The following is a 24,671-nucleotide window of genomic DNA, read 5'->3' as shown; positions in this document are numbered from 1 at the left end:
TGACGGCAGAGAGGCACTCCGCGCCACTAGGCGCGAAGTGCCGGTTCCGTTAGTTGGCAGCCGGCTTCATGTCGAAGGCACGAACCCAGTCGTCGCCACGCGCCGCCCAGGTGATCTTCTTCGACAGGCCATAGGTGGTCGGCTGGGTGTAGAGGAAGAGCGCCGGCGCATCATCGCACATGATTTCGGTTGCCTTCTTGTAGGCGTCCTGACGCTTGGCCTTGTCCATGGTCGAACGGCCATCGGCAAGCGCTTTGCCGAAATCGGCATTGTCCCAATAGGCATACATGTTGCCCGGTGCGAACAGGGTCAGCAGGCCATCGGCATCGATGGTCGGCCATGCCTGGCTGAGCAGGCTCATGCGGCCAAGATCCTTCGCCTTCAGATACTTGTCCATATAGGTGCTGAACTGCATCTCGGTGATCTTGGTTTTTACACCGATCTCTTCCAGCTGGCTGGCAACCGCCTGAACGACTTCCTCCCCGTTGAGATAGGTGCCGGTCGGCACTTCGATCTCGATCGGATCCTTCGGCGCGCCACCAGCCTGTTCGAGAAGTTCGATGGCCTTGTCGGGATCGTAAGAATAGGCCTTCAGATCCGGGTTGAAGCCAAAGTAGCTCTTCGACGTGACCTGGCAATGCGCCACTTCCGCCTGATCGTTGAAGATCGCCTTGACGATGCCTTCCTTGTCGACCGCATAGTTCAGCGCCTGACGCAGCAGCTTGTTGTCGAGCGGCGCCTTCTGCGTGTTGAACTTGATGAACACGGTGCGCGTGCTCGGCACGGCGCCAGCCTGTGCCTGGCCGCTGGTCTTGATGCGCTCGATTTCGGTGGTCGGGATCGAGTTGATGAAATCGACTTCGCCGGCCAGAAGGGCCGCAACGCGGCTCGCCGCATCCGGAATGACGCGGATGACATATTTGTCGAAGGCCGGCTTTTCACCCCAGTATTTTGGGTTGGCTTCAAGCGTGACGCTGTCGCCCGCCTTGACCGACGAGATCACATAGGGTCCGCCCGAGGTGGTTTCGGTGGCCGGCTTGTGTTCGGCGGCCCATTTCGGCGGCAGCAGGAAGAACATCGACATCTGGTCGATCAGCGCCGGATAAGGCGAGCTGGTCTTGATCTCGATTTCCGTCGGGCTGACGACCTTGACGTCGCTGATCAGCGTGAACCATGCCTTGATTCGGGCATTGACCGCCGGATCGCGGACGCGGTCGAAATTCCACTTCACTGCTTCCGCGTCGATCTTTTCGCCGTCGTTGAATGTCGCGTCGGAACGCAGCTTGATGCGCCATGTCAGGTCATCGACATTGCTCCATTCGGTGGCAAGCGACGGCGCGATCTTGAGGTCCGGGCCGCGCAGGACGAGCGACGGATAGATGTGGCTGAGCAGGCTCAGATCCGTGCCGACCGAGGCGGTCATATGCGGATCGAACGTGTTCATCATGTTGGTGACGGCAATCGTCAGGGTCTTTTCCTGCGCCAGCGCCGTGGAAGAAATCAGTGTGCCGATCGACAAGGCGGCAATTGCCGCCAAAGGCAGTTTACGTGTCATGTTTCGTCTCCTAATGACCCTGAATTGTCTTGTCTTTTCATGCTCTTGTATGCACTCGCAAGGAACGGACTTCCCTCTTTTCCGCCCCCTTGAGAATAAGCATTTCGCAATTGCCGATATCGTGGAAGCGGTTGTGGCGCTTCCACGATATTTCCATCACTTGGTGTCCACCGGCTCCGCGTGGCCGAGCGTATGCATCAACCGGTTGGCCCAGCCGAAGATGGCCGCCGAATGGATGAGGTCGACGATGTCAGCCTTAGACATGCCGTGGTCGCGCAGTGTCTGAACCTGCTCCTTCGTCACCTGCGACGGCGTCTGCGACAGCGTCTTGCAGAAATCGACGATGGCTTTCGTCTTCTCGTCGAAGCTGCCTTCGAGACCGCGGACATAGATTTCCTCGACCACCTCGTCACGGCCGGAAAGCTCGACATACCGGCGCGCATGCACAGATGCGCAGTAGACGCAGCGATTGACCGCCGAGGCCACCAGCGCACCCAGTTCCCGTTCCGCCCGGTCGAGACCACCCTTGGCATACATGATGGCATTGAACAGTTTTGTCCGCGCCACATAGGATTCCGGGTCGTGCGCCAGAGTGCGCACATAGGGCGAAACCTTTGTGTTGGACGGTGTCACCTGCATGGCGGCAAGCTGTTCTTCCGTCGCGGTCGTCACGTCGACAGGCTCGATATAAGGCGACCACGAGAGAGCCTTGACCTTGAAACGCGCGCCGCTCATGCGACCTCTCCCAGAGCAGCCAGACCAACGATGACGCGGGCCTCGAAATTGACGAAGGCGATCAGTTCGGACAGCGCGATGATCTGCGGATTGCTGAGGCCCGCCGCTTCCAAGGCCTCGATATCCGCCTTGGTGTTTTCGCGTGGTGTCTTGGTGACGAGGTCTGCATGGCGCAGGATGGTGCGCAGAAAACTGTCTGCCTCGGCAGGCAGTTCACCGCCAGCAGCGATACCGGAGAGAAGCGGCGTCGCGCCGGCCTGCGCCAGCATCTCGTCATAAGTTTTCGCCAGTTCCTCGTGACCGAGAAACCGCGCCATACGGGCGGCAAGCGCCGCGCGCAAATCGTGGCCGAGATCGAACCCATGGGTCGGCGTCAGAACCGTCTGGCGGCAAAGCTCTGTGCCATCGACGAAATCCGGCCTTTGTCGCCGGATGTCGTAGAGTTCGGAACCCGGCGCGATGCCGGAAAGACGGTCGATCTGGTCCATATCCTTTGTCCTCATGCTGCCTGCTGGCCGATCCGTCTCCACAGACGAACCGAGACCAGACAGGAATTGGGGGCCGTCGCCTGCGACAGTGTCGAGGCCGGCGCGATATCGGTGAGCGTGTTGGGGTTGCCGCCGTGGTCCAGACCCTCGGCATCGGGAGAAAACCAGCCGCCCGCCGCCAGCACGGCCACGCCCGGCATCAGGCCGGCATCGATGGCCAACGCCGCGATCGCCCGGCCGCGATCGTTGTAGATCTCGCAGAGGTCGCCATCACCCAAGCCGAGGCGCGTGGCATCGGCGGTGCTCAGCGAAAACTGTTCGGCCCCGTGGCGTTTTGCATTCTGGCTGGCCGGTCCATATTCAAGCTGGCCATGCAGGCGGTGCGCCGGTTGCGGCGACAGCAGATGCAGACCGTGTTTTGCTGAAAGCGGTGCACCCAGCCATTCGGCGGGCGGCATCCACACCGGATGGCCGGGCATGTCGCCATATCCGAATGCCGCAATCGCGGCTGAGCCGATCTCGATACGACCACTCGGCGTCTTCAGCGGTGCGGCGTCAGGGTCACCCACAAAACGGCGGAAATGGTCGGCCGGCGCCGGCGCATCCTCGCCTTCGTCCAGCGCCGCGAAACCACGCAACCGAAACCGCTGGAAATCCGGCAGTTCCGGATAACGGTCGCGATAACCCTCGTAGATTTTCGCCAGCCACTCATCGGTGGTCAGTCCGCCATCGAACTGAGCGCGACAACCCAACCGGTCGGCGACGAGGCAATAAAATTCATGATCGCTGAGAATACCGCCCAGTGGCTCCATCGCCCGGCGGCTATAGACCAGCCAGTTATCGCGCGAGGATGCGGCGATATCGTCGCGCTCGAACGGAAAGGCGGAGGGCAGAACGATATCGGCCATCTTCGCCGTTGCCGTCCACATCGGCTCGGCGACGATGATCGTTTCCGGCCGCCGAAAAGCATCTCTCAGCCGGTTGAGATCCTGATGATGATGGAAGGGATTGCCACCCGCCCACCAGATCAGCCGGATATCCGGCAGGCTCAGTACCTGTCCGTCATAATCGATCGTGCCGCCGGGATTTTCGAGAAGCTCGGTAATCCGCGCCACGGGAATATAGTGCTCGACCGGGTTGCGGCCCTGCTCGAAAGCCGGTCCCTTCAGACGCCGCACCGGCTGGCCGACGGAGTTGACCGCCGTCAGACCGAAAGCGAAACCGCAGCCTGCCTTGCCGACATGGCCGGCCATGCAGGCAAGCGCGATGGCCGCCCAGAACGGCTGCTCGCCGAACTGCGCCCGCTGCAGCGACCATGCGACATTGATTAGGCTCGGCATGTCATGCAGGTTTTCGGCGATCTCGATGATCGTCCTGGCCGGCACGCCGGATATCCTCGAAGCCCATTTGGCATCCTTGGGGATGCCATCGATTTCGCCGATCAGATAGGTTTCGAGTTCCGAAAAACCGACCGTGCAGCGCCTGAGGAAAGCACAGTCGAACAGGCCCTGTGTCAGCAGCGTGTGGCACATGCCGAGCATGACCGCCGCATCCGTATTGGGACGCAGCGGGATATGCCGCACATTGTCGCCGGGAGGTGCATCGCTGCCTGCGGGGCTGAAGACGACGATCTCGACGCCCTTCTGCTGGCAGCGTTTCAGCCATTCCGTGGCGCGGTGACTGCCGGTGCCGCCGGCTTCAACCTGCGCATTGCTCAATCGAAAACCACCGAAGGCGACGAGCATTCGGCAATGATCGGCGACGTCATTCCAGGATGGCGACGTATCGCAGGCATCCTTGTAATCGGCACCAAGCACATGCGGCAGCAGCACGCCGGCCGCGCCGTAGGAATAGGTATTGACCGAAGAGGTGAAACCGCCGGCGAGATTGAGCAGACGCTTGAGCTGGCTTTGCGCGTGGTGGAAACGGCCGGCACTCGCCCAGCCGTAGGAGCCGCCAAAGATCGCCTGATTGCCATGGATGGAGGACACGCGCCTGACTTCGCCGGCAATCAGATCCGCCGCTTCATCCCAGCTGACACTGACGAATTCATCGTCACCACGCAGCCGGCCGGTGCCGGCCAGCGGGCCGTTTTCCAGCCACGACTTTCGTATCATCGGCGTGCGAACCCGCTCAGGATGATCGGCAAGCGCCAGATATCCGAGCCCCATCTGTGATGGATCCGGGTCATGCCGAAACGGCAGAAGGCAGGGTTTTCCGTTCGCGTCCGCGCCGACTTCATAGGTACCGAAATGCGTGGCGAACAGGTGCATCGCTCAGGCCCTTAACACGAAGTGACCACCACCGAGCGGCTGCAATTGCGCCGTCTCGGGGGGCAGGTTTGCATTGACGTCAAAAAGCATCGGCTTGCGGTCGCGCTCGATATCGGGATCCGGCACCGGGATGGCCGAGAGCAGTGCCTGCGTATAGGGGTGTTGCGGGTTTTCGAAAATCGCCTCACAGGGTCCGATCTCGACAATGCGGCCGCGCAGCATGACGGCGACGCGGTGGCAGAGATAACGGATCATCGACAGGTCATGGGCGATGAACAGGTAGGTCAGCCCCAGCTCGTCCTGCAGGTCCTGGAACAGGTTGACGATTTGCGCCTGGATCGACACGTCGAGCGCGGTGATCGGCTCGTCGGCGACGATGAAGGCCGGATCAAGCGCAATCGCACGGGCGATGTTGACCCGCTGGCGCTGTCCGCCGGAAAACTCATGCGGATAACGCTTCATGAAGGACGGATCGAGCCCGACTTTTCTGAGAAGGCCGGCTACCCGATCCTGCCGTTCGCTGCGATTGCCGCTGAGGCCATGTACGTCCAGCGGTTCGGCGACGAATTCACCCACCGTCATGCGCGGATTGAGCGAGGCATACGGATCCTGAAAAATGATCTGCATGTCGCGCCGATACGGTTTCAGCAGCGATTTCGAGAGGCCGGTGATGTTCTGGCCCTTGAATAGAATGTCACCGCCGCTCGGCGCTTCCAGCTGCAGCAGAACGCGACCGGTCGTGCTTTTGCCGGAGCCGGATTCGCCAACGAGACCGAGCGTTTCACCCGGCGCGATGTCGAAGCTGACATTGTTGACGGCCTTCAGCACCGGCGCATTGCCGCCGAGAAAACGCTTCTCGCCACCATAGATCTTGCTCAGGTTCTGAACGGAAACGAGGGGTGGTACACCGGCAGAGGAAACCTGCATGTCGCTCATGGCTGGGCCTCCTGTTTGGCAAGTTCCGCTTTCAGATCGTACCAGGCGGCAACCTTGTGGCCGGGTATGCTGCCGGCGACATCGACCAGCGGCGGCACCTCATCCAGGCAGCGCGGCGTGGCAAACGGATTGCGTGGCGCAAACGGATCGCCGACCGGCGGCTTGCTCATGTCGGGCGGATTGCCGGGGATCTGGTAAAGGCGGGTGACGCCGCGCTTGCCGCCATGCGGCAGCGATTTCAGAAGGCCCCAGGTATAGGCGCTGCGCGGATCGTGGAAGACAGGGCGCACGGGGCCGCGCTCCATGATACGGCCGCCATACATGACCTGAACCGTATCGGCGAGACCGGCGACCACACCCATGTCATGGGTGATCCAGATCACGGTCGTGCCGATGCGGCGCTTGAGATCACGCACCAGATCGAGGATCTGCGCCTGCACGGTGACGTCGAGTGCGGTGGTCGCCTCGTCAGCGATCAGCAGTTTGGGATTGCAGGAAATGCCAATGGCGATCATCACCCGCTGGCGCATGCCGCCGGAAAACTCGTGCGGATATTGTTTGGAACGGCGGGCGGCATCGGGAATGCCGACCAGTTCCAGCAGTTCGACCACCCGGTCGCGTGCTGCCGTGGCGGACATGCCGAAATGCCGGCGCAGCGGCTCGGCGATCTGCCGCTCGATGGTCAGCACCGGGTTGAGCGAGGTCATCGGGTCCTGAAACACGAAGCCGATCTCCTTGCCGCGCACTTCGAACAGTTCGCGTTGCGACAGAGCCAGCAGGTTGCGGCCCTGAAACAAAACCTCGCCTGCGACGACACGGCCCGGCGGCGAGGCGATCAGCCCGACCATGGACAAGGCATGCACGCTCTTGCCCGAACCGGACTCGCCGACAATGCCCAGCGTCTCGCCTTCTTCCAGCGTATAGGAGACGTCATTGACGGCATGCACCGTGCCGGACGGTGTGTCGAATGCGACGGTCAGATTGCGGACTTCGAGCAAGGGCGCCATGTGTGCCTTCAGACCTCCAGATAACCGCCGGCCGAGCGCGTCAGATATTCGCGGCCGTCCTGCGTGATGAGTACGGTGTCGGAAATCTGGGTGGCGCAGACGCCGGGAACGCGAATATTCGGCTCGAAGGTGAACAGCATGCCGGGTTCCAGAACCAGCGTCGAAGCGGCATCGAGCGAGGAATGCTCATGCGCGCCAAGGCCGATACCGTGGCCAATGCGGCCCGGAATATTGGCGCCGTAACCGCGCGCCTGCAGGCCCACACGGGTCTTTTCGAACAGGTCCTTGTAGGGTGTGCCGGGCTTGATCAGCTGGTCGACCTCGTCGCGGATTTCCAGAATGGCATCGAGTGCGCGGCGGTTGGCATCCGGCAGCGGACCCATGGCGATGGTGCGCTCGTTTTCCGCATGAATGCCGTTGGCGATCGTCCAGATCAGCACCGACACGGCCTCGCCGCGCTGCGGCTTGCGCTGGGTGGGGTTGTCGCAATTGAAGAACATGCGCGGGCCGGACAGGACCCAGGTGGCCATGCCGTTCTGCACGCCGCCTTCCAGCGAACCGAAATCGGCCACTTCCACATCGGGATATTCTGCCGCCCAAAGCTTGTTCATCTCGTGCATGGAGGCGATCGCGACTTCGCGCTCGTTGCCACCGGCAGCGAGGGTTGCAACAGCCGTATCCATGCCGAGATCGGCGACGCGCGCGGCAATGCGGGCATGCGCAATCTCATCCGGATCCTTGATCAGGCGGCAATGGTCGACCAGGTGGCTGGCATCAGTAAACTTTGCATCGGGAAGCGCTGCCTGCAGCTGCTTCATGCGCTGGATCGAGATGAATTCCTCCTCGAGGCCGATGGTTTTGCCGGCAAGGCCGAGATCACCGAGAATGGAGGCAAGCGCGCCCTGCCAGTTCGGTCCCATCGTCACCTTGGTCGACCAGGAACCGTAAAGACGGATATCCGGCACCCAGGCGCTGGCGCGGCCATGGTCATCGCGCAGCGCATGTACGAGCATGATCGGATCATGATCGCGCGTCAGAATGGCGATGACCGGGTGCGAATAGATGATCGGGTTGAAACCGGTGAAATAAAAACTGTTTTCCGGCTTGAAGGAGACGATCACGTCGATGTCGCGTTTCGCCATGCCGGCTTTCAGACGGCCGACACGCGGAGGCAGGGAGGAAATCTGGGTCATCGCATGGTCCTCAATTTTGGATCGAAATAGTCGCGCAGCCAGTCACCTAAAAGGTTGACGCTGAGCACGGTCAGCACGATGGCGACACCGGGGAAGGTGACGATCCACCAGGCCGTCGAGATATAGACGCGGCCATCGGCCAGCATGCGACCCCAGCTCGGATTGGGCGGCTGCACGCCAAGGCCGAGGAAGGACAGCGCCGCATCCATGATGATGATGCGCGCGAGTTCCAGCGTGGCAATCACCAGCGCCGGCGTCATGACGTTGGGCAGAAGATGCTTGAGCATGATCCGCCAGGTGCCGGCACCGATCGCGTGGGCGGACAGGATGAACTCGCGTTCCCTGAGCGCCAGAACCTGCCCGCGGATGATGCGGGCGTAACGAAGCCAGCTGGTCAGCGCCAGAACGATGATGAGGTTGCGCGTCGAGGGGCCGAGGGCTGCCACGACCAGCAGAGCGAGCAGCATCAGCGGCAGCGCCAGCTGGATATCGACGACGCGCATCAGCACGCGATCGACGACGCCACGGTAATAACCGGCGACGATGCCGAGCAGCGTGCCGACGATACCGCCGAGGATCACCGAGGCCGCGGCAATCGCCAGTGTGATGCGGCTACCGTGGACGATGCGCGAGAGAATATCGCGGCCGAGTTCATCGGTGCCGAGCGGATGCGCGCCGGGCGAGAACAATCCTGTCCATGTCGGCGCCGCCATGCGGGCAACGAGGTTGGAACGGGTCGGCGACGGCAGGCCTAGATAGGGCGCAAACAGCGCGGCCAGCACGAAAACGAGGACCAGCAGGAAGCCGAACAGGCCGGCGCGGCTTTTGATAAGTGCGAGGAAAAAGGATTTCATGGCATCGCCCCTATCGCCGACGGATGCGCGGATCGAGCACGCCGTAAAGCAGATCGACCAGCAGGTTGACGACGATGAAGATCGCGGCGATCAGCGCCACACCGGCCTGTATCACCGGAAAATCCTGAGACTGGATCGCCTGCATGATGACGCGGCCGACACCCGGCCATGCAAACACCGTTTCGATGACGACCGAACCACCGAGCAGTTCGCCGGCAATGATGCCGATCATGGTGACGACCGGGATCAGCGCGTTGCGGGCGATATGCCAGAAGAACACGGTGCGCGGCAGAAGCCCTTTCGCGCGGGCGGTGCGGACATAATCCTCGCGCATGATATCGAGCAGCGAGGAGCGCAGCAGGCGCGCGATCGAAGCGGACACGAAGACGGACAGCGTCAGGCCCGGCAGAATCAGATGCGCCCATGTTCCGGCGCCACCGGTGGGCAGCCAGCCGAGATCGACCGAAAAGATGAGGATCAGCATGATGCCGAGCCAGAAGACAGGCGTTGCCTGCCCCAAGAGAGCGGCGACCATGACGATGAATTCGGAGACGGTGCCGCGCTTCAGGGCCGCGATTGCACCGCAGACGGCACCGATGATGGAGCCGAACAGCAGGGCCGTGCCCGCCAGAAGCGCCGTATCGGGCATACGCTCCAGCACGATGTCCATGGCAGGCCGGCCCTGTTGGAACGACATGCCGAAATCACCGCGCAGCGTGGACACAAGCGAAACGACATATTGTTCAAGGATCGGCCGGTCGAGGCCGAGCGAGGCGCGGATCGTATCGATATCCTGCTGGCTGGCGCCGACCGGCACCAGAAGCACTGCGGGATCGCCAAGCACACGGCTGACGAAAAACACGATCGTCACCACGCCCCAGATGGCCAGCGCGGATTCGCCAAGTTTGCCGAGAAGGTAACGGCTCATGGCGTCCCTCCTGCCGCTACTGCTGCGGTTGCGGCCAATCTCATTCCGCGGCACCTTTCATCAGGGTCGGGATCAGATCGGCAGAATCGGTCCATTCGTCGCCCTGCAGTTCCGGCGTCTCATAGGCGACGAGATTGTCGAAATGGATCTGTCGATCGGCAACGAACAGGCTGCGGGCAATGCCGCGCGCCAGCCGGCGTCCGCCATCGCTGACGGCGGGGATATCGCCCGACAGTTTGCCGTGGCTGAGCGAGGCAGGGTAGTTGAAGCAGTGGATCAGCCGCAGCGCCGGGCTGCTGCCGGGCACTTTTTCGGTGAACTCGAAATCCGGACCGAGATAGGGCGAGGTCGCCAGTTCACCGTTTTCCATCCCCTCCTCCGGGCGATAAACATCGCTCCAGAAGCGGATCTCAGAGGCAAAATTCTTCAGTTCCGGCCGCTCGGCCAGATCGACATTGAAGCCGGTGGCAAAAATTACGAAATCATAGGCCATGTCGCCGCGCGCCGTTTCGAGAACGACGCGATCGCCCTCTTCGCGAACGCCGTTGACGCCAGTGCCGAGGAAGAAGCGGCCATTCGGATGACGCGACACGCGCAACGTCGAATCGCGCGGCGGCGGCGTCTGGGCGCCCAGCGTGTGCTGCAAAAATTTCCACTTCCAGTCATCGCTCAGGCCGGCAAAGCCGTGCACGACACCGTGGCTGGAAATGCCGGTGAACTTGTTGATGCGCGGCAGATCCTTGCGGCGGATGATCATGTCGACACCGGCGGCACCGGCTTCGAGCGCGGTCGCGGCATTGTCCATGGCCGAGGCACCTGCGCCGACGACGGCCACACGTTTGCCCTTCAGGGCGGCAAAATCGATATCGTCGGCGGAATGCGCCCAGAAGCGGCGATCGAGCTTTTCGACAAAGGGCGGCACGTAACCGCTGCCGAGACCGTCACGGCCGGTCGCCAGCACCACATGCCGCGCGTAAAGACGCTCATTCGAACCGTTTTCAAGATCGGCCGCCGTCAGCGCGATCAGATCATCGCTGACCGCTTCGAGGTCGGTGACGGCAACGCGGTTGCGCACCGGAAGGTCGAGCGCCTTGCGGTACCAGACCAGATAATCCATCCACTGGCCCTTGGGAATTTTTCCAAGCGCCTCCCAAGCCTGCGCGCCGAACTGCGCGACGTACCAGGCACGGAATGTCAGAGACGGCAGGCCAAGCGCCGGCCCGGTCAGTATTTTCGGAGACCGGAGCGTTTCCATGCGGGCATAGGTGACCCACGGCCCTTCCAGTCCCCGCGGCGCGCGATCCAGGCACAGCACATTGCGAATGCCGAGCATTTTCAGCGAAGCAGTCGCCACCAGACCACACATGCCGGCACCGATCACCACCGCATCGTAAACGCGCTGACCGTAATGCTCGCTGACCGGCACCCATTCCTTGGGCGGCAGTTCAAGCAAGGACAGGTCTTCGGCGAGCCTCTGCTCGAGATTGGCAAGACCGGCGGCCGACAGGGTGGGCTGGGCGTTCACGTCAAGGCTCCTGTGCATGCTTGTCGACACCGAATGTGGCATCGGCGACCCGTTCGATATGCCGCGGATCGTGCGCAACGAAACCGGGCATGCGGGCGGATGAAATGCGGATAATCAACTGGATCAGTTCCCGCGCGCTTTCGGGCAGCGGCTTGGAAGCCGCCGAAAAAATGCCCCATAGAAACGGGATATCGACATCGAGCGGCCGGATCTCGATGTTCTTCAGCTGCACGCCATAAGCCGTCGCCGGCTCGACGATGGCGACACCAAATCCCGTCGAAGCCAGTTGCAGCGCATTGATGGCGGCATTGGTATCGACCAGCCGGGCGGCCCGGACATTCGCGGCAGCCAGCGCCTGATTGACACGGCGGCGCAGCCGGAACGGGTTCGCCATGGTGATGACGTTACGGCCCGCCAGATCGCCGATGGAGATCGTCCGGCGTTGCGCCAGCGGATCATCCGATGAAACGGCAGCGACGCATGGTGCCTGGAAAAGCCCGTGAATCTCGAGGCCGGGGTGCTCGACGGGAAGCGACGCAACGCAGAAATCGGCGGTGCGACCGAGAACCGATTGCACCGCAGCCTCGGCCGAAACACTGCGCAGGTGGACACTGCGCGGCACGATATCCTCCGGCATTTCCGCGAGCGCCAATGGCACAAGACCGCTGGCAAAGGCAGGAATGGCGGCGATCTCAATCGGCGCGGCCTCCTCGGAAAGGATCGTCTTGGCCCGCTCCTGCAGCTGGCCGATGCCACTCAAGAACCGCTCTGCCTCGGAGTGAAAGGAAATCGCCTTGGCGGTTGGCGTGATCCGTGGCCCATTGCGTTCGAACAGCGCAAATCCGACCGATGCTTCCAGTTCCTGGATCAGCCGCGTGACCTGTGACTGCGAACGATCCATCAGCCGGGCGGCCGCAGTGATGCTGCCTGCCGACATGACGGCGAGGAACACTTCGAGCTGCTTTATTTCCATGGCGCCGGCCTATGATGCATATTTTGCAGGATTGGCATTTATCAATTCAAATATTGCATGATTTAGAAAATGCGCAATAGCTGCCCATGCTCATAAATTGAGCTATATTAGCCGATTTTTCTTTGTGACGGCATTTCTTTGGAAAGTCGTTCCCGGTCGCTAGATCGAGCGACCGTATGGCTTCCGGAACGACGGGGCGTCTCGCTTCGGCGAGAGCATTGTCGGTAACGAACTGGCGCAAAACACAGACGGCACCCGTGGGCGCCGTCGTCGTTATCTCATTCGGTAGGCTACACTCAGGCAGCAGCCTTGCGGCCGGCATTGGCCCAATCCATGTAAAGCTCGAGCGCCTTGGCTGCGACCGGACCCGGCTGCAGTTCGCGATCCTCGAACTTGTTGACCGGAACGATCTTGGAATAATTGCCGGATGTGAAGATCTCGTCGGCATTGGCAACGTCTTCGACCGTGACAGTTGCCTCACGCACATCGTAACCGTCCTGCCGCAGCAGGCCGATGACGCGCGAGCGGGTGATGCCAGCAAGGAAGGTGCCGTTGGCGATCGGCGTGAAGACAACGCCGTCCTTGACGATGAAGATGTTGGACGAGGCGGTTTCGGCAACATTGCCGTTCATGTCGCGCGCCAGCGCATTGTCGAAGCCGCGGTTGCGGGCTTCGATGATCATGCGGCCGCTATTGGGGTAGAGGCTGCCGGCCTTGGCGGCGGTCATGGCGACTTCCGGGTTCGGGCGGCGGTAGGGCGAAACCGTCAGCGACGACGGCATGGCGGTGTTCATCGGTGCTTCGAACAGGCAAATCGCAAAACGGGTCGATTCCGGATCGGGGGCAACAACGCTGTAGGACGTGCCGTGCTCGGACCAGTACATCGGCTTGATGTAGATGGCGGTCTTGCCGTCGAACTTCTTCACGCCTTCGAGCGCCAGAGCCTCGATCTCTTCCGCGGTCTTGGTGGGCTTCATGCCCATGTTGACGGCCGAGCGGTTGATGCGCTGGCAATGCAGGTCGAGGTCGGGCGAAATGCCATCGAACCAACGCGCACCATCGAACACGGTGGAGCCAAGCCACATGGCATGCGAGGTGGGGCCGATCAGCTTAGGGTTGCCGGAAAGCCACTCGCCATCGACGAAGGTCCAGGTGGTGCTTTTTGGCGATGTATCAACAGACATGGCATTCTCCTTGCAAATTTCGTGCGCGGAGTGAAGGCGCGCTGAGGCGCCGAGGTCAAGGACATTTTTGCCGAAAAAAGCCTTCCAATACCAAAAATCGCACACCTGTGACGACATGCGCAGCAATCCAGTTCCGACATAAATGGGTGCATCAGCTTCTGTGATAGAAAGTCCGCTCTGCCGGAGAAAACGGGATCAAAGGCCTTGTCCCCGTTTTCCATACCGTGTCCAATACTGGCTTTCGTGAAAGGAAGACGACATGGCATGGTCCTCGCAGCAATACCTGAAATTCGAGGATGAACGCACCCGCCCTGCCCGAGATCTGATGGCGCAGGTGCCGCTTGCCACCGCCAGCCGAGCCTTCGATCTCGGTTGTGGACCGGGCAATTCCACCGAGCTTCTGATTGAGCGTTTTGGCGCGGGCAACGTCACCGGGCTCGACAGCGATGACAACATGCTGGCCGCCGCACGCCAACGCCTGCCGGCCGTGACATTCGACAAGGCCGACCTCGGCAACTGGGTGCCGGAAACGCCGGTGGACCTGCTTTATGCCAATGCCGTGTTCCAGTGGGTGCCGGACCATATTTCAGTACTGGCAAAGCTGATGGACCATTTGAAACCGGGAGGCGTTCTGGCCGTGCAGATGCCCGACAATCTTTCCGAACCTTCCCACCTGATGATGGAGGAAAGCGGACTTGCCGGACCATGGTCGCAAGCGTTCGAAGGCGGCAAGGTGCGGCGCAAGCCACTGCCGGCACCCGCCGCCTATCTCGACAGGCTGTCATCCAAATCCTTGCTCGTCGATGTCTGGCATACGGTCTATTACCACCCGATGGCGGATGCGGCGGCGATCGTCGAATGGGTGAAGGGTACCGGCCTTCGCCCCTATCTCGACGCCGCCGGTGCTGACCACAGGGAGGCTTTTCTGGCCGATTACGAAGCCCGCATCGACAAGGCCTATCCGCCGATGGCGGATGGCCGAAGGTTGCTGGCCTTTCCTCGCTTCTTTCTGGTCGCGGTCAAAGGGCAGGACTGAAACGTCATTGTTGCGCAGGCGGCGGCGCCAGCGGGTTGGCCGGAGCCGGCTCGGTCTGGCCCGGCTGCACACCCATCGGCGCCGGCTGACGCGTGTCGATCAGCAGAATACTCAAAACCATGGCCACAAGAATGGCCACCAACAGAAACCATGTTATCCGCATTTCCCCAACCTCCAGTCAGCATCGACCGCCTGCCGGCGGTTCATTCAAATCTGCTTTAATATGAGACAGAGACTTGGGCCGTGATGCGATCAAAAAAAGGAATGTGACGCCTTTTTTATTAACAACCGTTACATCCCGTGAATTGCCGCCTCTGCCGCAGCCTTGACGCAGCGCCGCCAAAACATCATTTTGATGCGATGCGAAAAGATGTTCTCGACACCTTGCCGCGCAGCACGTCGCCTCTGGGAAAACGTGGCGAAATGGCGCTGACGGCCGAGCTTGTGAAGCTGTGCTTCCGGGAGGAATGCGACCCCGGGCGTGAGCCGCTCTGGACGGCATTGACCGACGAAGACTATGCCGCCATTGCGCAGAAGCTGAGTGACGAAGCGGGAAGCGAGCCGCTTTGGGTATTCGCTTATGGATCATTGATCTGGAAACCCGGCTTCGACAGTGATGCACGCCAGCGCGCAACTGCTTATGGCTGGCACCGCGCGTTCACCCTCAAGATAAACCGCTGGCGCGGCTCACCCGTCCAGCCGGGCCTGATGATGGCGCTGTCGCGCGGCGGACGCTGCGACGGCATGATCTACCGCATGCCGCAGGAAGACCGACTGGTCCAGATAGAGCGCGTTCTTCGCCGCGAAGTGGACAGCCACGAGATGCTGGCGTCGATCCGCTGGCTGAAGGTCAAAACGCCGGACGGCGAAAAGAAAGTCCTTTGCTTCTGGGTCGGACACACCGAGCGCAGCACCCTGCCGCTGCTGCCACTTCCAGAGGTCGCCAAAATTCTGGCGCGCGCCTGCGGCCATGGCGGTTCCGGCGCCGAATACCTTTACAATACGGTCGTTCATCTGGAGGATTTTGGTATCCGCGACCGCAATCTATGGCGTCTGCAAAAGCTTGTTGCTGAAGAAATCCGCTCTTTGCACGGCCTGACAAACATCGCGACTGTATAAATCCAATTCTTGTGCGCTGCAGCAATGGTCGCCGCCTGCAGCTGCCCTATATGCGCCTCCTCAATACAATCGAGGCGGGCCGGACAACATGCACGATATTCTCAAAGAAGGCGAAACGTGCTGGCGGATCGCCAAGGCGGAGCGACTGTCGATCATTGTCGATGCTGCCGATTTCTTCCGTTCCGCCAAAAGCGCCATGATCAAGGCGCAGCGCTCGATCTATCTGATCGGCTGGGATTTCGATACCCGCATCAGGCTGGAACCGGACGGCGAAAAACATGGCGAATGGCCGGATCAGCTCGGCTCGTTCATCAATGCGCTTGCCCGCCGCAACGACGATCTCGATGTCCGCATTCTCAAATGGGATATCGGTCTGATCAATTCGTTTACGCGTGGCGAAACGCCGTTTTATCTGCTGAAATGGATTTTTGACAAGCGCATCCACCTGAAACTCGATGGTGCGCATCCCGGCATGTCGGCTCACCACATGAAGCTTCTCGTCATCGACGATCGCGTGGCATTCTGCGGTGGCATTGACATGACTGTCGGGCGCTGGGACACACGCGACCACGCCGAAAATGCACCGGGCCGCCGTTCGCCGATGGGATTTGCGCAGGAGCCCTGGCACGACGCGACCACCTGCCTTTCCGGCCCTGCCGCAGCAGCTCTGGGTGAGGTGGCACGGCGCCGGTGGAAACTCGCAACGGACGAGGACCTCGAACCGAAGGAGTGCGACGGCGATCCCTGGCCGGACGGTCTTGAGGTCGGGTTCGAGGATGTCGATATCGGCATTGCCCGCACGGCCCCTGAATATGATGATCGCAAGCAGATCGTCGAAATCGAGACAGCCAAGCTGGCAATCATCGCCGCAGTGAAAAAGACGCTTTATGTCGAGAGCCAGTATTTTGCCTCGCGCCGCGTGGCCGAGGCGATGGCGGAACGACTGAAGGAAGAAGATGGTCCGGAAATTGTTCTGATCAACCCGGAAGGCTGCGAGGGATATCTCGAGGCCAAGGCGATGGACAGCGCCCGCATCCGGCTCATGAAACTGGTGCAGGATGCCGACCGGTTCGGCCGTTTTAGGTTATATTATCCGGTCAACGATGCCCGCACGCCGATCTATGTGCATGCCAAGATGATGTTTGCCGACGACCGCGTCATCAAGATCGGCTCCGCCAATCTCAACAACCGCTCGATGGGGTATGACACCGAATGCGACGTGATCCTTTCAGCGCAGGAAGGTCAGGACGTCTTGCGGGAAAAGATCATCGCCACGCGTGACGACCTTCTGGCGGAACATCTGGGCTGCTCACCGGAGGAGGTCAGCGAAGCGATCGCCGCGCATGGCGGCTCGCTGATCGGCGCAATCGAGGCTCTCAACGCCAAGACCGGGCGAGGACTTCTGCCCGTGCCGATGCGGGACCTGACGGCGGACGAGGAGATTTTTGCCGAAAGCGACATCGCTGATCCGGAGCGTCCAAGCGGCGTACGCTATCGCGCCTCGCGTTTTCTCAAGCATCGGTTCGGGCACAAGCTGAAAGCCGCCATCTGAGCGCCAACAGCTTGTAAGGAGCAGACGCGATGTTACGATCGAACCGATTTCACTTCGCAATCGGTTCGGGAGGCCTGACATGCGACCTGTTCTCTATTCGCATCCGTTTTCGTCCTACTGCCAGAAAGTGCTGATCGCGCTTTACGAAAACGGTACGGATTTCGAGGCCCGCATACTGGGCGAGGATGAAGGCGCCTATGAGGAACTGGTGGCGGCATGGCCCGTCAAACGGTTTCCCATGCTGAGGGATGGCAAGCGTCTGGTCCATGAGGCCACGAGTATTATCGAATATCTTCAGGTCCACTATCCCGGCCCGGTGCGCCTGATCCCCGTCAACGAAGCCTTTGCAGTCGACGTGCGCATGTTCGACCGCTTCTTCGACAATTACATCTCGACACCACAACAGAAGATCGTGTTCGACGCCTTACGGAAATCGGAAAACCGCGATCCCTACGGCGTCAAGGAGGCGCGCGACATGCTGGATGCCGCTTATGGCTGGCTGGATCGCCATATGGAAAACCGCCAATGGGCCGCCGGCGAGGTTTTTACGCTGGCCGATTGCGCGGCGGCGCCATCGCTATTTTACGCCGACTGGTCACATCCGCTAGAAGATCGTTTCCCGCACGTCACCGCCTATCGACAGCGGCTTCTGGCACGGCCATCGTTTGCGCGTGCCGTCGATGAAGCGCGGCCTTACCGCAAGAACTTTCCGCTCGGCGCACCGGATCGCGACTAGAAAGTCGGCGGGGTGCAGGCGCTGATGACCTCGCACGGCACCGGGCCGACACACCGGAACCTGTGCGGCCTGCGGCTTTCGAAATAATAGGCATCGCCCGGCCCCAATATCCGACGCTCGTCCTCGACCGTCACCTCCAGCCGACCGGACAGGACGATACCACCCTCCTCTCCCTCGTGAACGAGCGGCACTTTGCCGGTGTCGGCACCTGGCTGGTAACATTCCTTGAGGATCTGCAGACTGCGACCAAAGAGGTTTTCACCGACCTGCCGGTAGGAGATCGGGCCCTTGCCGATCTCGACCAGATCTTCGGCCGCATAAAAGGCCTGCCTGGATTTTTCCGGTTCGAAGGCAAAAAACTCCGCAAGCCCGATCGGCAGGCCGTCGAGAATGCGTTTCAAGGCCCCCACGGAGGGATTGGCGGAGTTCGACTCGATCAGCGAAATGGTCGAGTTAGTAACGCCTGCGCGCTTCGCGAGCTCGCGCTGGGAAAGGTTGCGCGCCATGCGCAATTGCCGCAAACGGCTTCCGACATCGAGCGACATGACCACCTCCTGTTGTCCATGTTCGAAATATCGAAAACAAGTTGCCAGCTGTCAACAAAATCAGTTGCTTGACGAGCACAAGAAAACGACTTGTTCAAAACAGCCAAATAGCCAAACTCGCCTTCACTCAATGGAGGCAATCATGGATCACGCCAGCAAGGCAAACACGGTCAATCTCGAAAACTTCTGGATGCCGTTCACGGCCAACCGGCAGTTCAAGGCGGCGCCTCGCCTGCTGGCTGCGGCCGACGGCATGTATTATACCGATGTCGACGGCAACAAGGTGCTTGATGGCACAGCAGGCCTGTGGTGCTGCAATGCCGGCCACGGCCGCAAGAAAATTTCGCAGGCCGTCGAACGCCAGCTGGCGACACTGGACTTTGCCCCGACGTTCCAGATGGGCCATCCGATCGCCTTCGATTTTGCCGCCAAACTGGCGGAGCATGCCCCCGGCGGTCCCGGCTCGAAGCTCGACCGCGTGTTCTTCACCGGATCCGGTTCGGAATCCGTCGATACGGCACTGAAAATTGCCATCGCCTATCAGCGCGCCATCGGCCAGGGCACACGCTCACGCATCATCGGCCGTGAAAAAGGCTATCACGGCGTTGGTTTCGGCGGGATTTCCGTGGGCGGCCTCGTCAACAACCGCCGCGTTTTTCCGCAGATCCCGGCGGATCACATGCGCCATACGCTGGATGTCGAACGCAATGCGTTCACGAAGGGGCTGCCGACGCACGGTGTCGAGCTTGCCGAGGATCTGGAACGGCTGGTCCAGCTTCATGGCGCAGAAACCATCGCCGCCGTCATCGTCGAACCGATGTCCGGTTCGGCCGGCGTTATCCTGCCGCCCAAGGGCTATCTGGAGCGGCTGCGGGCAATTGCCGACAAGCACGGCATTCTGTTGATCTTCGATGAAGTCATCACCGGTTTCGGTCGTCTGGGCACGCCGTTCGCCACCGATTATTTCGGTGTCGTGCCAGACCTGATCACCACGGCCAAGGGCATCACCAACGGCACCATTCCAATGGGTGCCGTCTACGCCAGCCGCAAAGTTTACGATAGCCTGATGACCGGGCCTGAAAACGCCATCGAACTCTTCCACGGTTACACCTATTCCGGCCATCCGGTGGCCTGCGCTGCCGGCCTTGCGACGATGGAGATCTACGAGGAAGAAGGACTGCTGACGCGCGCTGCCGATCTGGCAACGGATTGGGAAAATGCGCTGCATTCCCTGAAGGGCCTGCCGCATGTGGTCGATATCCGCAATCTCGGCCTGGTCGGTGCGATCGAGCTCAGCCCCCGCGACGGTGCTCCCGGAACACGCGCCTATGACGTGTTCGTCGATTGCTTCGAGAAGGGACTGCTGATCCGCGTCACCGGCGACATCATTGCCTTGTCGCCACCATTGATCATCGAACGCGAGCAGATCGGCACGATCGTCTCGATGATCGCCGACGCGCTGAAACGCGTGGCCTGAGCCTGACAAGCAAAGCGGGCCGGAGAACTGCCGACGGCCCGCTTTTCCAAAAGGCGCAATCCAGATACCACAGCTCGATTGTATTTGCAGGCAAGCGGGGTTTTATGGGCCGAAAGTGCCTGTATTGCGATGGCGTTGCTCACTCACCTCGTTTAAGTATGGCGGCACATCGCAGGTCACACGCACGCAGTAAAAAGCCATGAACGATAACGTCATCAAGTTTCGCAAAAAAGAAACGCCAAAGCCGCCGCGTCAGACGCCTCCGTGGATGCGGAAGGCGCTGATCATCGCCGGTGCGATCGGCGCATTCCTGGCCGCGTTCGCGTATTTTTACATCACCGGCGACCAGACCGGCATGACGAGCGGTGTGCCACAGTTGAACTGAGGCCTCTCTGATCGCAGCCCTCCTGTCAACGTGGATAACCGCTGCTTCATGCTGCTCGCGGGCATCCCCACCATCCATTGATACAGACCAGACTCATTAAGCTCCCCGTGTCCTCCGTCATGCAGGCTGGAGCAGCAGGCGGATTGACACGCACATCATTAGTAATGTTATAACATTTTATCGTTATCGACATATTGGTGTCAGGCATGAACTCGAAACTTCCCGTCACAGTCCTTTCCGGCTTTCTGGGCGCCGGCAAAACAACGCTTCTCAATCATATTCTTGGCAACCGCGACGGACTGCGCGTGGCGCTGATCGTCAACGATATGAGCGAGGTCAACATCGACGCAGCGCTGGTGCGCGATGGTGGTGCGAACCTGTCCCGCACGCAGGAACAACTGGTCGAGATGACCAATGGCTGCATCTGCTGCACATTGCGCGACGACCTTTTGAAAGAGGTGCGGGCGCTGGCCGAACAGGGACGTTTCGACTATCTGCTGATCGAGTCCACCGGTATCGCCGAACCTTTGCCGGTGGCCGCGACGTTCGATTTCCGCGATGAGCAAGGCCGCAGCCTCTCGGATGTCGCGCGTCTCGACACGATGGTAACGGTTGTCGACGCGGCCAACCTGCTCAAGGACTACGGTTCCGCCGACTTCCTGTCCGACCGCGGCGAGACGGCGGGCGAAGGCGACGAGAGAACGCTTGTCGACCTGCTCGTGGAACAGATCGAATTCGCCGATGTGATCGTGCTCAACAAGATCAGCCAGGCAAATCCAGCGGAGCGTGACGCGGCCCGAAAGATCATCGTCGCCCTCAACCCTGACGCACATCTCATCGAAACAGATTTCGGCAATGTGGACCTCAAGAACATACTCGGCACCGGCCGTTTCGACTTTGCCAAGGCCGAAACCCACCCGCTGTGGTTCAAGGAGTTGCACGGTTTTGCAGACCATGTGCCGGAGACGGAAGAATATGGCATTCGCAGTTTTGTCTACCGCGCCAGACGGCCTTTCGACCCGACGCTGTTCAAAGCCTTTATCGACAGGTCCTGGGCGGGCGTCGTCCGTGCCAAGGGCTTTTTCTGGCTGGCGACCCGACCGCAGCATGTCGGGGAAATGAGCCAGGCCGGCGCACTGGTCCGCACGCAAAAGATGGGGCTTTGGTGGTCAGCTGTTCCGCAGCAACAATGGCCGCAGGACCCCGGCTTTTCGGACATGATGAAGCCCTATCTTGATCCGGTCTGGGGTGATCGGCGCCAGGAAATCGTCTTCATCGGGGCTGATCCCATGAATGAAACGGCGATCCGGGCAGAACTGGACGCCTGTCTGATAGATAGCGGCGCGTTCCGGCCGGAGTTGTGGCGCGGTCTGCCCGATCCGTTTTCCAGCTGGGACCGGGCCGCAGCCTGAGAAAACCCGAAGAACAAAAAGACACGCGGCCGCCCATCCGGACGGCCGCGTGTTTGCTGAAAATTCAGGATCAGCTCTTCGCCGCATCCAGCGCCATGTTGAGCGCCAGCACGTTGACGACGGGTTCACCGAGAAAGCCGAGCTGGCGACCCTCGGTATGGTCCTCAACCAGCGCCTTCACCACCGCCTCATCCATGTTGCGTGCGCGGGCGACGCGAGCGACCTGAAACAATGCCGCTTCCGGAGAGATATGCGGATCAAGGCCACTGCCCGAGGCGGTGACGAGATCAATCGGCACTTCGGCATTCGGATTGGAGGCCTTGGCAGCCTCGTAGTCGGCCTTCACCCGGTCTATCAGCTTCTGGCTGGTCGGGCCAAGATTGGAGCCGGAGGACGAGGCGGCATTGTAACCATCACCAGCAGCCGATGGACGGCCGTGAAAATACTGCTCGCCGGTGAAGGCCTGACCGATCAGCGCCGAGCCGACAACCTGACCGTTCTTTTCGATAAGGCTGCCATTCGCCTGGGCGGGAAAGACAGCCTGCGCGATGCCGGTCATGGCGAAGGGATAGATGAGGCCGGTGATGGCTGTAAGGCTAAGGATCATCACCAGAGCCGGACGGATTTGCTTCAACATTTTGAAAACTCCTCAGGCAAGACCGATGGCCGTGATGACCATGTCGATCGCCTTGATGGCAAAGAAGGGAAGGACGATGCCGCCGAGGCCGTAAATCAGCAGGTTGCGCGACAGAAGCGCACCGGCGCCGACGGCGCGGTATTTGACGCCCTTGAGCGAAAGCGGGATCAAGGCGACGATGATCAGCGCATTGAAGATGATCGCCGACAGGATGGCGCTTTGCGGCGTGGCCAGCCCCATGACGTTTAGCACGCCAAGCTGCGGATAAAACGCCAGGAACATCGCCGGGATGATGGCGAAATACTTGGCGATATCGTTGGCGATCGAAAACGTCGTCAGCGCACCACGGGTCATCAGCAACTGCTTGCCGATCTCGACGATCTCGATCAGCTTGGTCGGGTCGCTGTCGAGATCGACCATGTTGCCGGCCTCGCGGGCGGCGACCGTGCCGGTGTTCATGGCGACGCCGACATCGGCCTGCGCCAGCGCCGGCGCATCATTGGTGCCGTCGCCGCACATGGCGACCAGCTTGCCCTTGGCCTGCTCGTCGCGGATCAGTTGCAGCTTGTTTTCCGGCGTTGCCTGAGCGAGGAAATCGTCCACACCGGCTTCGGCAGCGATTGCGGCCGCCGTCATCGGGTTGTCGCCGGTGATCATCACCGTGCGGATGCCCATGCGCCGCAGTTCGGCAAACCGTTCGCGAATGCCGCCCTTGACGATGTCCTTGAGCTGGATGACGCCGAGCAGCTTTCCATCGCGAGCGACGGCAAGCGGCGTGCCGCCGGCCTTGGCGATTTCGTCGGCGATCGACTGCAACTCGCGCACCGTCTCCGATTGTGGGCTGACGGCGATGGCCGCATTGCCGGCGACCGGAAGCGAACCGCCGCCGACATAGGCAAGGATCGCCTCCACGGCCCCCTTGCGGATCTGCGAACCGTCGAGATCGACACCGCTCATACGGGTCTGGGCGGTGAACGGCACAAACGTCGCCTTGAGGCTGTTCATGTCGCGGGCGCGGATCGCGTATTTTTCCTTGGCAAGCACCACGACGGAACGGCCTTCCGGCGTCTCATCCGCAAGCGAGGCCAGTTGCGCGGCATCGGCGAGATCCTGCTCGGACACGCCGCTGACGGGGCTGAACGCAGTTGCCTGACGGTTGCCGAGCGTGATCGTGCCGGTCTTGTCGAGCAGCAGCGTGTCGACGTCACCGGCTGCCTCGACGGCGCGACCGGACATGGCGAGCACGTTGAAGCGCACCAGACGGTCCATGCCTGCAATGCCGATGGCCGATAGCAGCGCGCCGATCGTAGTCGGGATCAGCGTCACGAACAGCGCGACGAGAACGAAAATCGAGATCGAACCGCCGGCATAGGCGGCAAAGGCCGGGATCGTTGCGACGGCGAGCACAAAAATCAGCGTCATGCCGGCCAGCAGGATGTTGAGGGCGATCTCGTTCGGGGTCTTCTGGCGCTCCGCGCCTTCGACAAGCGAGATCATCCGGTCGATGAAGGTGGAGCCGGCGGCAGCCGTGATGCGCACACGGATCCAGTCGGACAGAACCTGCGTGCCGCCTGTGACAGCCGAGCGGTCGCCGCCGGATTCGCGGATGACGGGGGCGGATTCGCCGGTGATCGCCGCTTCGTTGACCGAGGCCACGCCTTCGATAACCTCGCCATCCGACGGGATGATATCCCCGGCTTCGACGAGCACGATGTCGTTCACCTTCAGCGACGTGCCCGGCACCATACTGTAATTGCCGCGATCGTCTCCCGATAGCAGCTTGGCCTGGGTTTCCGTGCGCGCCTTGCGCAGACTGTCCGCCTGCGCCTTGCCGCGGCCTTCAGCGACGGCTTCGGCGAAGTTTGCGAACAGCACGGTAAACCAGAGCCAGAGGTTGATCTGGAAGGAAAAACCGAGACTGTCGCTGCCGATGGCGAGATCGCGCAGGAACAGAACCGTCGTCAGCACCGACACGGTGGCCACGACGAACATGACCGGGTTTTTGACCAGCGTTTTCGGGTTCAGCTTCAGAAAAGCGCCGCCGATTGCCGGAACGAGAATGCGACTATCCATGATACTCGCGGAATTTGACTGGCTCATGAGAGACCCCAGCGTTTGGAA

At 60.9% G+C, this 24,671-nt stretch carries 23 protein-coding genes; 7 read left to right on the top strand and 16 right to left on the bottom strand.

What is annotated here, in order from left to right:
• Positions 1-49 precede the first annotated feature (49 nt).
• The 12 genes from EDF70_RS23165 to EDF70_RS23110 form a co-directional block, all read right to left on the bottom strand.
• Complete coding sequence (locus tag EDF70_RS23165; RefSeq protein ID WP_132278378.1) at positions 50-1,555, bottom strand: ABC transporter substrate-binding protein; 1,506 nt, start codon at positions 1,553-1,555, stop codon at positions 50-52.
• A gap of 156 nt (positions 1,556-1,711) precedes the next feature.
• On the bottom strand, positions 1,712-2,290 hold the full coding sequence (locus EDF70_RS23160) for a peroxidase-related enzyme (RefSeq protein WP_132278376.1): 579 nt from the start codon (positions 2,288-2,290) through the stop codon (positions 1,712-1,714).
• Entirely contained in the window at positions 2,287-2,778 is a 492-nt protein-coding gene (locus EDF70_RS23155; RefSeq protein WP_132278374.1) for a hypothetical protein, read from the bottom strand. The genes EDF70_RS23160 and EDF70_RS23155 overlap by 4 nt, the downstream gene beginning before the upstream one ends.
• Positions 2,779-2,789: 11 nt before the next feature.
• A complete protein-coding gene (locus EDF70_RS23150) occupies positions 2,790-5,051 on the bottom strand; it encodes a molybdopterin-dependent oxidoreductase (protein WP_132278372.1) in 2,262 nt (753 codons plus the stop codon).
• A gap of 3 nt (positions 5,052-5,054) precedes the next feature.
• The gene (locus tag EDF70_RS23145; RefSeq protein WP_207908302.1) at positions 5,055-5,987 is read right to left on the bottom strand and encodes an oligopeptide/dipeptide ABC transporter ATP-binding protein; all 933 of its coding nucleotides are present in this window, start codon (positions 5,985-5,987) and stop codon (positions 5,055-5,057) included.
• Complete coding sequence (locus EDF70_RS23140; protein ID WP_132278370.1) at positions 5,984-6,994, bottom strand: ABC transporter ATP-binding protein; 1,011 nt, start codon at positions 6,992-6,994, stop codon at positions 5,984-5,986. Before EDF70_RS23140 ends, EDF70_RS23145 begins: the two co-directional genes overlap by 4 nt.
• A gap of 8 nt (positions 6,995-7,002) precedes the next feature.
• Entirely contained in the window at positions 7,003-8,187 is a 1,185-nt protein-coding gene (locus EDF70_RS23135) for a Xaa-Pro peptidase family protein (protein ID WP_132278368.1), read from the bottom strand.
• Positions 8,184-9,041, bottom strand: a complete 858-nt coding sequence (locus EDF70_RS23130) for an ABC transporter permease (RefSeq protein WP_132278366.1) — start codon at positions 9,039-9,041, stop codon at positions 8,184-8,186. Before EDF70_RS23130 ends, EDF70_RS23135 begins: the two co-directional genes overlap by 4 nt.
• Before the next feature lie 10 nt (positions 9,042-9,051).
• Positions 9,052-9,969: an ABC transporter permease gene (locus EDF70_RS23125; RefSeq protein ID WP_132278364.1), complete on the bottom strand. Its 918-nt coding sequence runs from the start codon at positions 9,967-9,969 to the stop codon at positions 9,052-9,054.
• 40 nt (positions 9,970-10,009) lie between these two features.
• Complete coding sequence (locus EDF70_RS23120) at positions 10,010-11,494, bottom strand: NAD(P)/FAD-dependent oxidoreductase (RefSeq protein ID WP_245519304.1); 1,485 nt, start codon at positions 11,492-11,494, stop codon at positions 10,010-10,012.
• A gap of 1 nt (position 11,495) precedes the next feature.
• The gene (locus EDF70_RS23115) at positions 11,496-12,467 is read right to left on the bottom strand and encodes a LysR family transcriptional regulator (protein ID WP_132278360.1); all 972 of its coding nucleotides are present in this window, start codon (positions 12,465-12,467) and stop codon (positions 11,496-11,498) included.
• Positions 12,468-12,763: 296 nt separating this feature from the next.
• On the bottom strand, positions 12,764-13,651 hold the full coding sequence (locus EDF70_RS23110) for a branched-chain amino acid aminotransferase (RefSeq protein ID WP_132278358.1): 888 nt from the start codon (positions 13,649-13,651) through the stop codon (positions 12,764-12,766).
• 259 nt (positions 13,652-13,910) lie between these two features.
• Between EDF70_RS23110 and tam the strand changes: the two genes are divergently transcribed.
• Positions 13,911-14,687 carry a trans-aconitate 2-methyltransferase gene (gene tam / locus EDF70_RS23105; protein WP_132278356.1) on the top strand — a complete coding sequence of 259 codons (777 nt, stop codon included), beginning with the start codon at positions 13,911-13,913 and terminating at the stop codon, positions 14,685-14,687.
• 4 nt (positions 14,688-14,691) lie between these two features.
• Here the strand turns inward: tam and EDF70_RS30055 are convergent, their stop codons facing one another.
• The gene (locus EDF70_RS30055) at positions 14,692-14,850 is read right to left on the bottom strand and encodes a hypothetical protein (RefSeq protein ID WP_165932109.1); all 159 of its coding nucleotides are present in this window, start codon (positions 14,848-14,850) and stop codon (positions 14,692-14,694) included.
• Positions 14,851-15,110: 260 nt separating this feature from the next.
• On the opposite strand from EDF70_RS30055, the gene EDF70_RS23100 reads away from it, so the two are divergent.
• From EDF70_RS23100 to EDF70_RS23090, 3 genes are all read left to right on the top strand, one after another.
• Positions 15,111-15,806, top strand: coding sequence for a gamma-glutamylcyclotransferase (locus EDF70_RS23100; protein WP_132278354.1), 696 nt, complete (start codon positions 15,111-15,113; stop codon positions 15,804-15,806).
• An 88-nt stretch (positions 15,807-15,894) separates the two neighbouring features.
• A complete protein-coding gene (locus EDF70_RS23095; protein ID WP_132278352.1) occupies positions 15,895-17,358 on the top strand; it encodes a phospholipase D-like domain-containing protein in 1,464 nt (487 codons plus the stop codon).
• 79 nt (positions 17,359-17,437) lie between these two features.
• A complete protein-coding gene (locus tag EDF70_RS23090; RefSeq protein WP_132278350.1) occupies positions 17,438-18,094 on the top strand; it encodes a glutathione S-transferase family protein in 657 nt (218 codons plus the stop codon).
• On the opposite strand, the gene EDF70_RS23085 is transcribed toward EDF70_RS23090, so the two are convergent.
• A complete protein-coding gene (locus EDF70_RS23085) occupies positions 18,091-18,639 on the bottom strand; it encodes a cupin domain-containing protein (protein ID WP_132278348.1) in 549 nt (182 codons plus the stop codon). The genes EDF70_RS23090 and EDF70_RS23085 overlap by 4 nt on opposite strands.
• 142 nt (positions 18,640-18,781) lie before the next feature.
• On the opposite strand from EDF70_RS23085, the gene EDF70_RS23080 reads away from it, so the two are divergent.
• From EDF70_RS23080 to zigA, 3 genes are all read left to right on the top strand, one after another.
• Positions 18,782-20,116: an aspartate aminotransferase family protein gene (locus EDF70_RS23080; protein WP_132278345.1), complete on the top strand. Its 1,335-nt coding sequence runs from the start codon at positions 18,782-18,784 to the stop codon at positions 20,114-20,116.
• Positions 20,117-20,315: 199 nt separating this feature from the next.
• Positions 20,316-20,501, top strand: coding sequence for a hypothetical protein (locus tag EDF70_RS23075; protein ID WP_132278343.1), 186 nt, complete (start codon positions 20,316-20,318; stop codon positions 20,499-20,501).
• A gap of 206 nt (positions 20,502-20,707) precedes the next feature.
• Complete coding sequence (gene zigA, locus EDF70_RS23070; RefSeq protein WP_132278341.1) at positions 20,708-21,913, top strand: zinc metallochaperone GTPase ZigA; 1,206 nt, start codon at positions 20,708-20,710, stop codon at positions 21,911-21,913.
• A 70-nt stretch (positions 21,914-21,983) separates the two neighbouring features.
• On the opposite strand, the gene kdpC is transcribed toward zigA, so the two are convergent.
• Positions 21,984-22,550, bottom strand: coding sequence for a potassium-transporting ATPase subunit KdpC (kdpC, locus tag EDF70_RS23065; protein ID WP_132278339.1), 567 nt, complete (start codon positions 22,548-22,550; stop codon positions 21,984-21,986).
• Positions 22,551-22,562: 12 nt separating this feature from the next.
• Positions 22,563-24,650: a potassium-transporting ATPase subunit KdpB gene (gene kdpB / locus EDF70_RS23060; protein WP_132278337.1), complete on the bottom strand. Its 2,088-nt coding sequence runs from the start codon at positions 24,648-24,650 to the stop codon at positions 22,563-22,565.
• Positions 24,651-24,671: the final 21 nt, after the last annotated feature.

Source organism: Neorhizobium sp. JUb45 (genome assembly GCF_004343585.1).
Lineage (GTDB): Bacteria > Pseudomonadota > Alphaproteobacteria > Rhizobiales > Rhizobiaceae > Neorhizobium.
The sequence above is the reverse complement of the archived record's forward strand: the minus strand, read 5'-3'. Positions and strand labels throughout refer to the sequence as shown.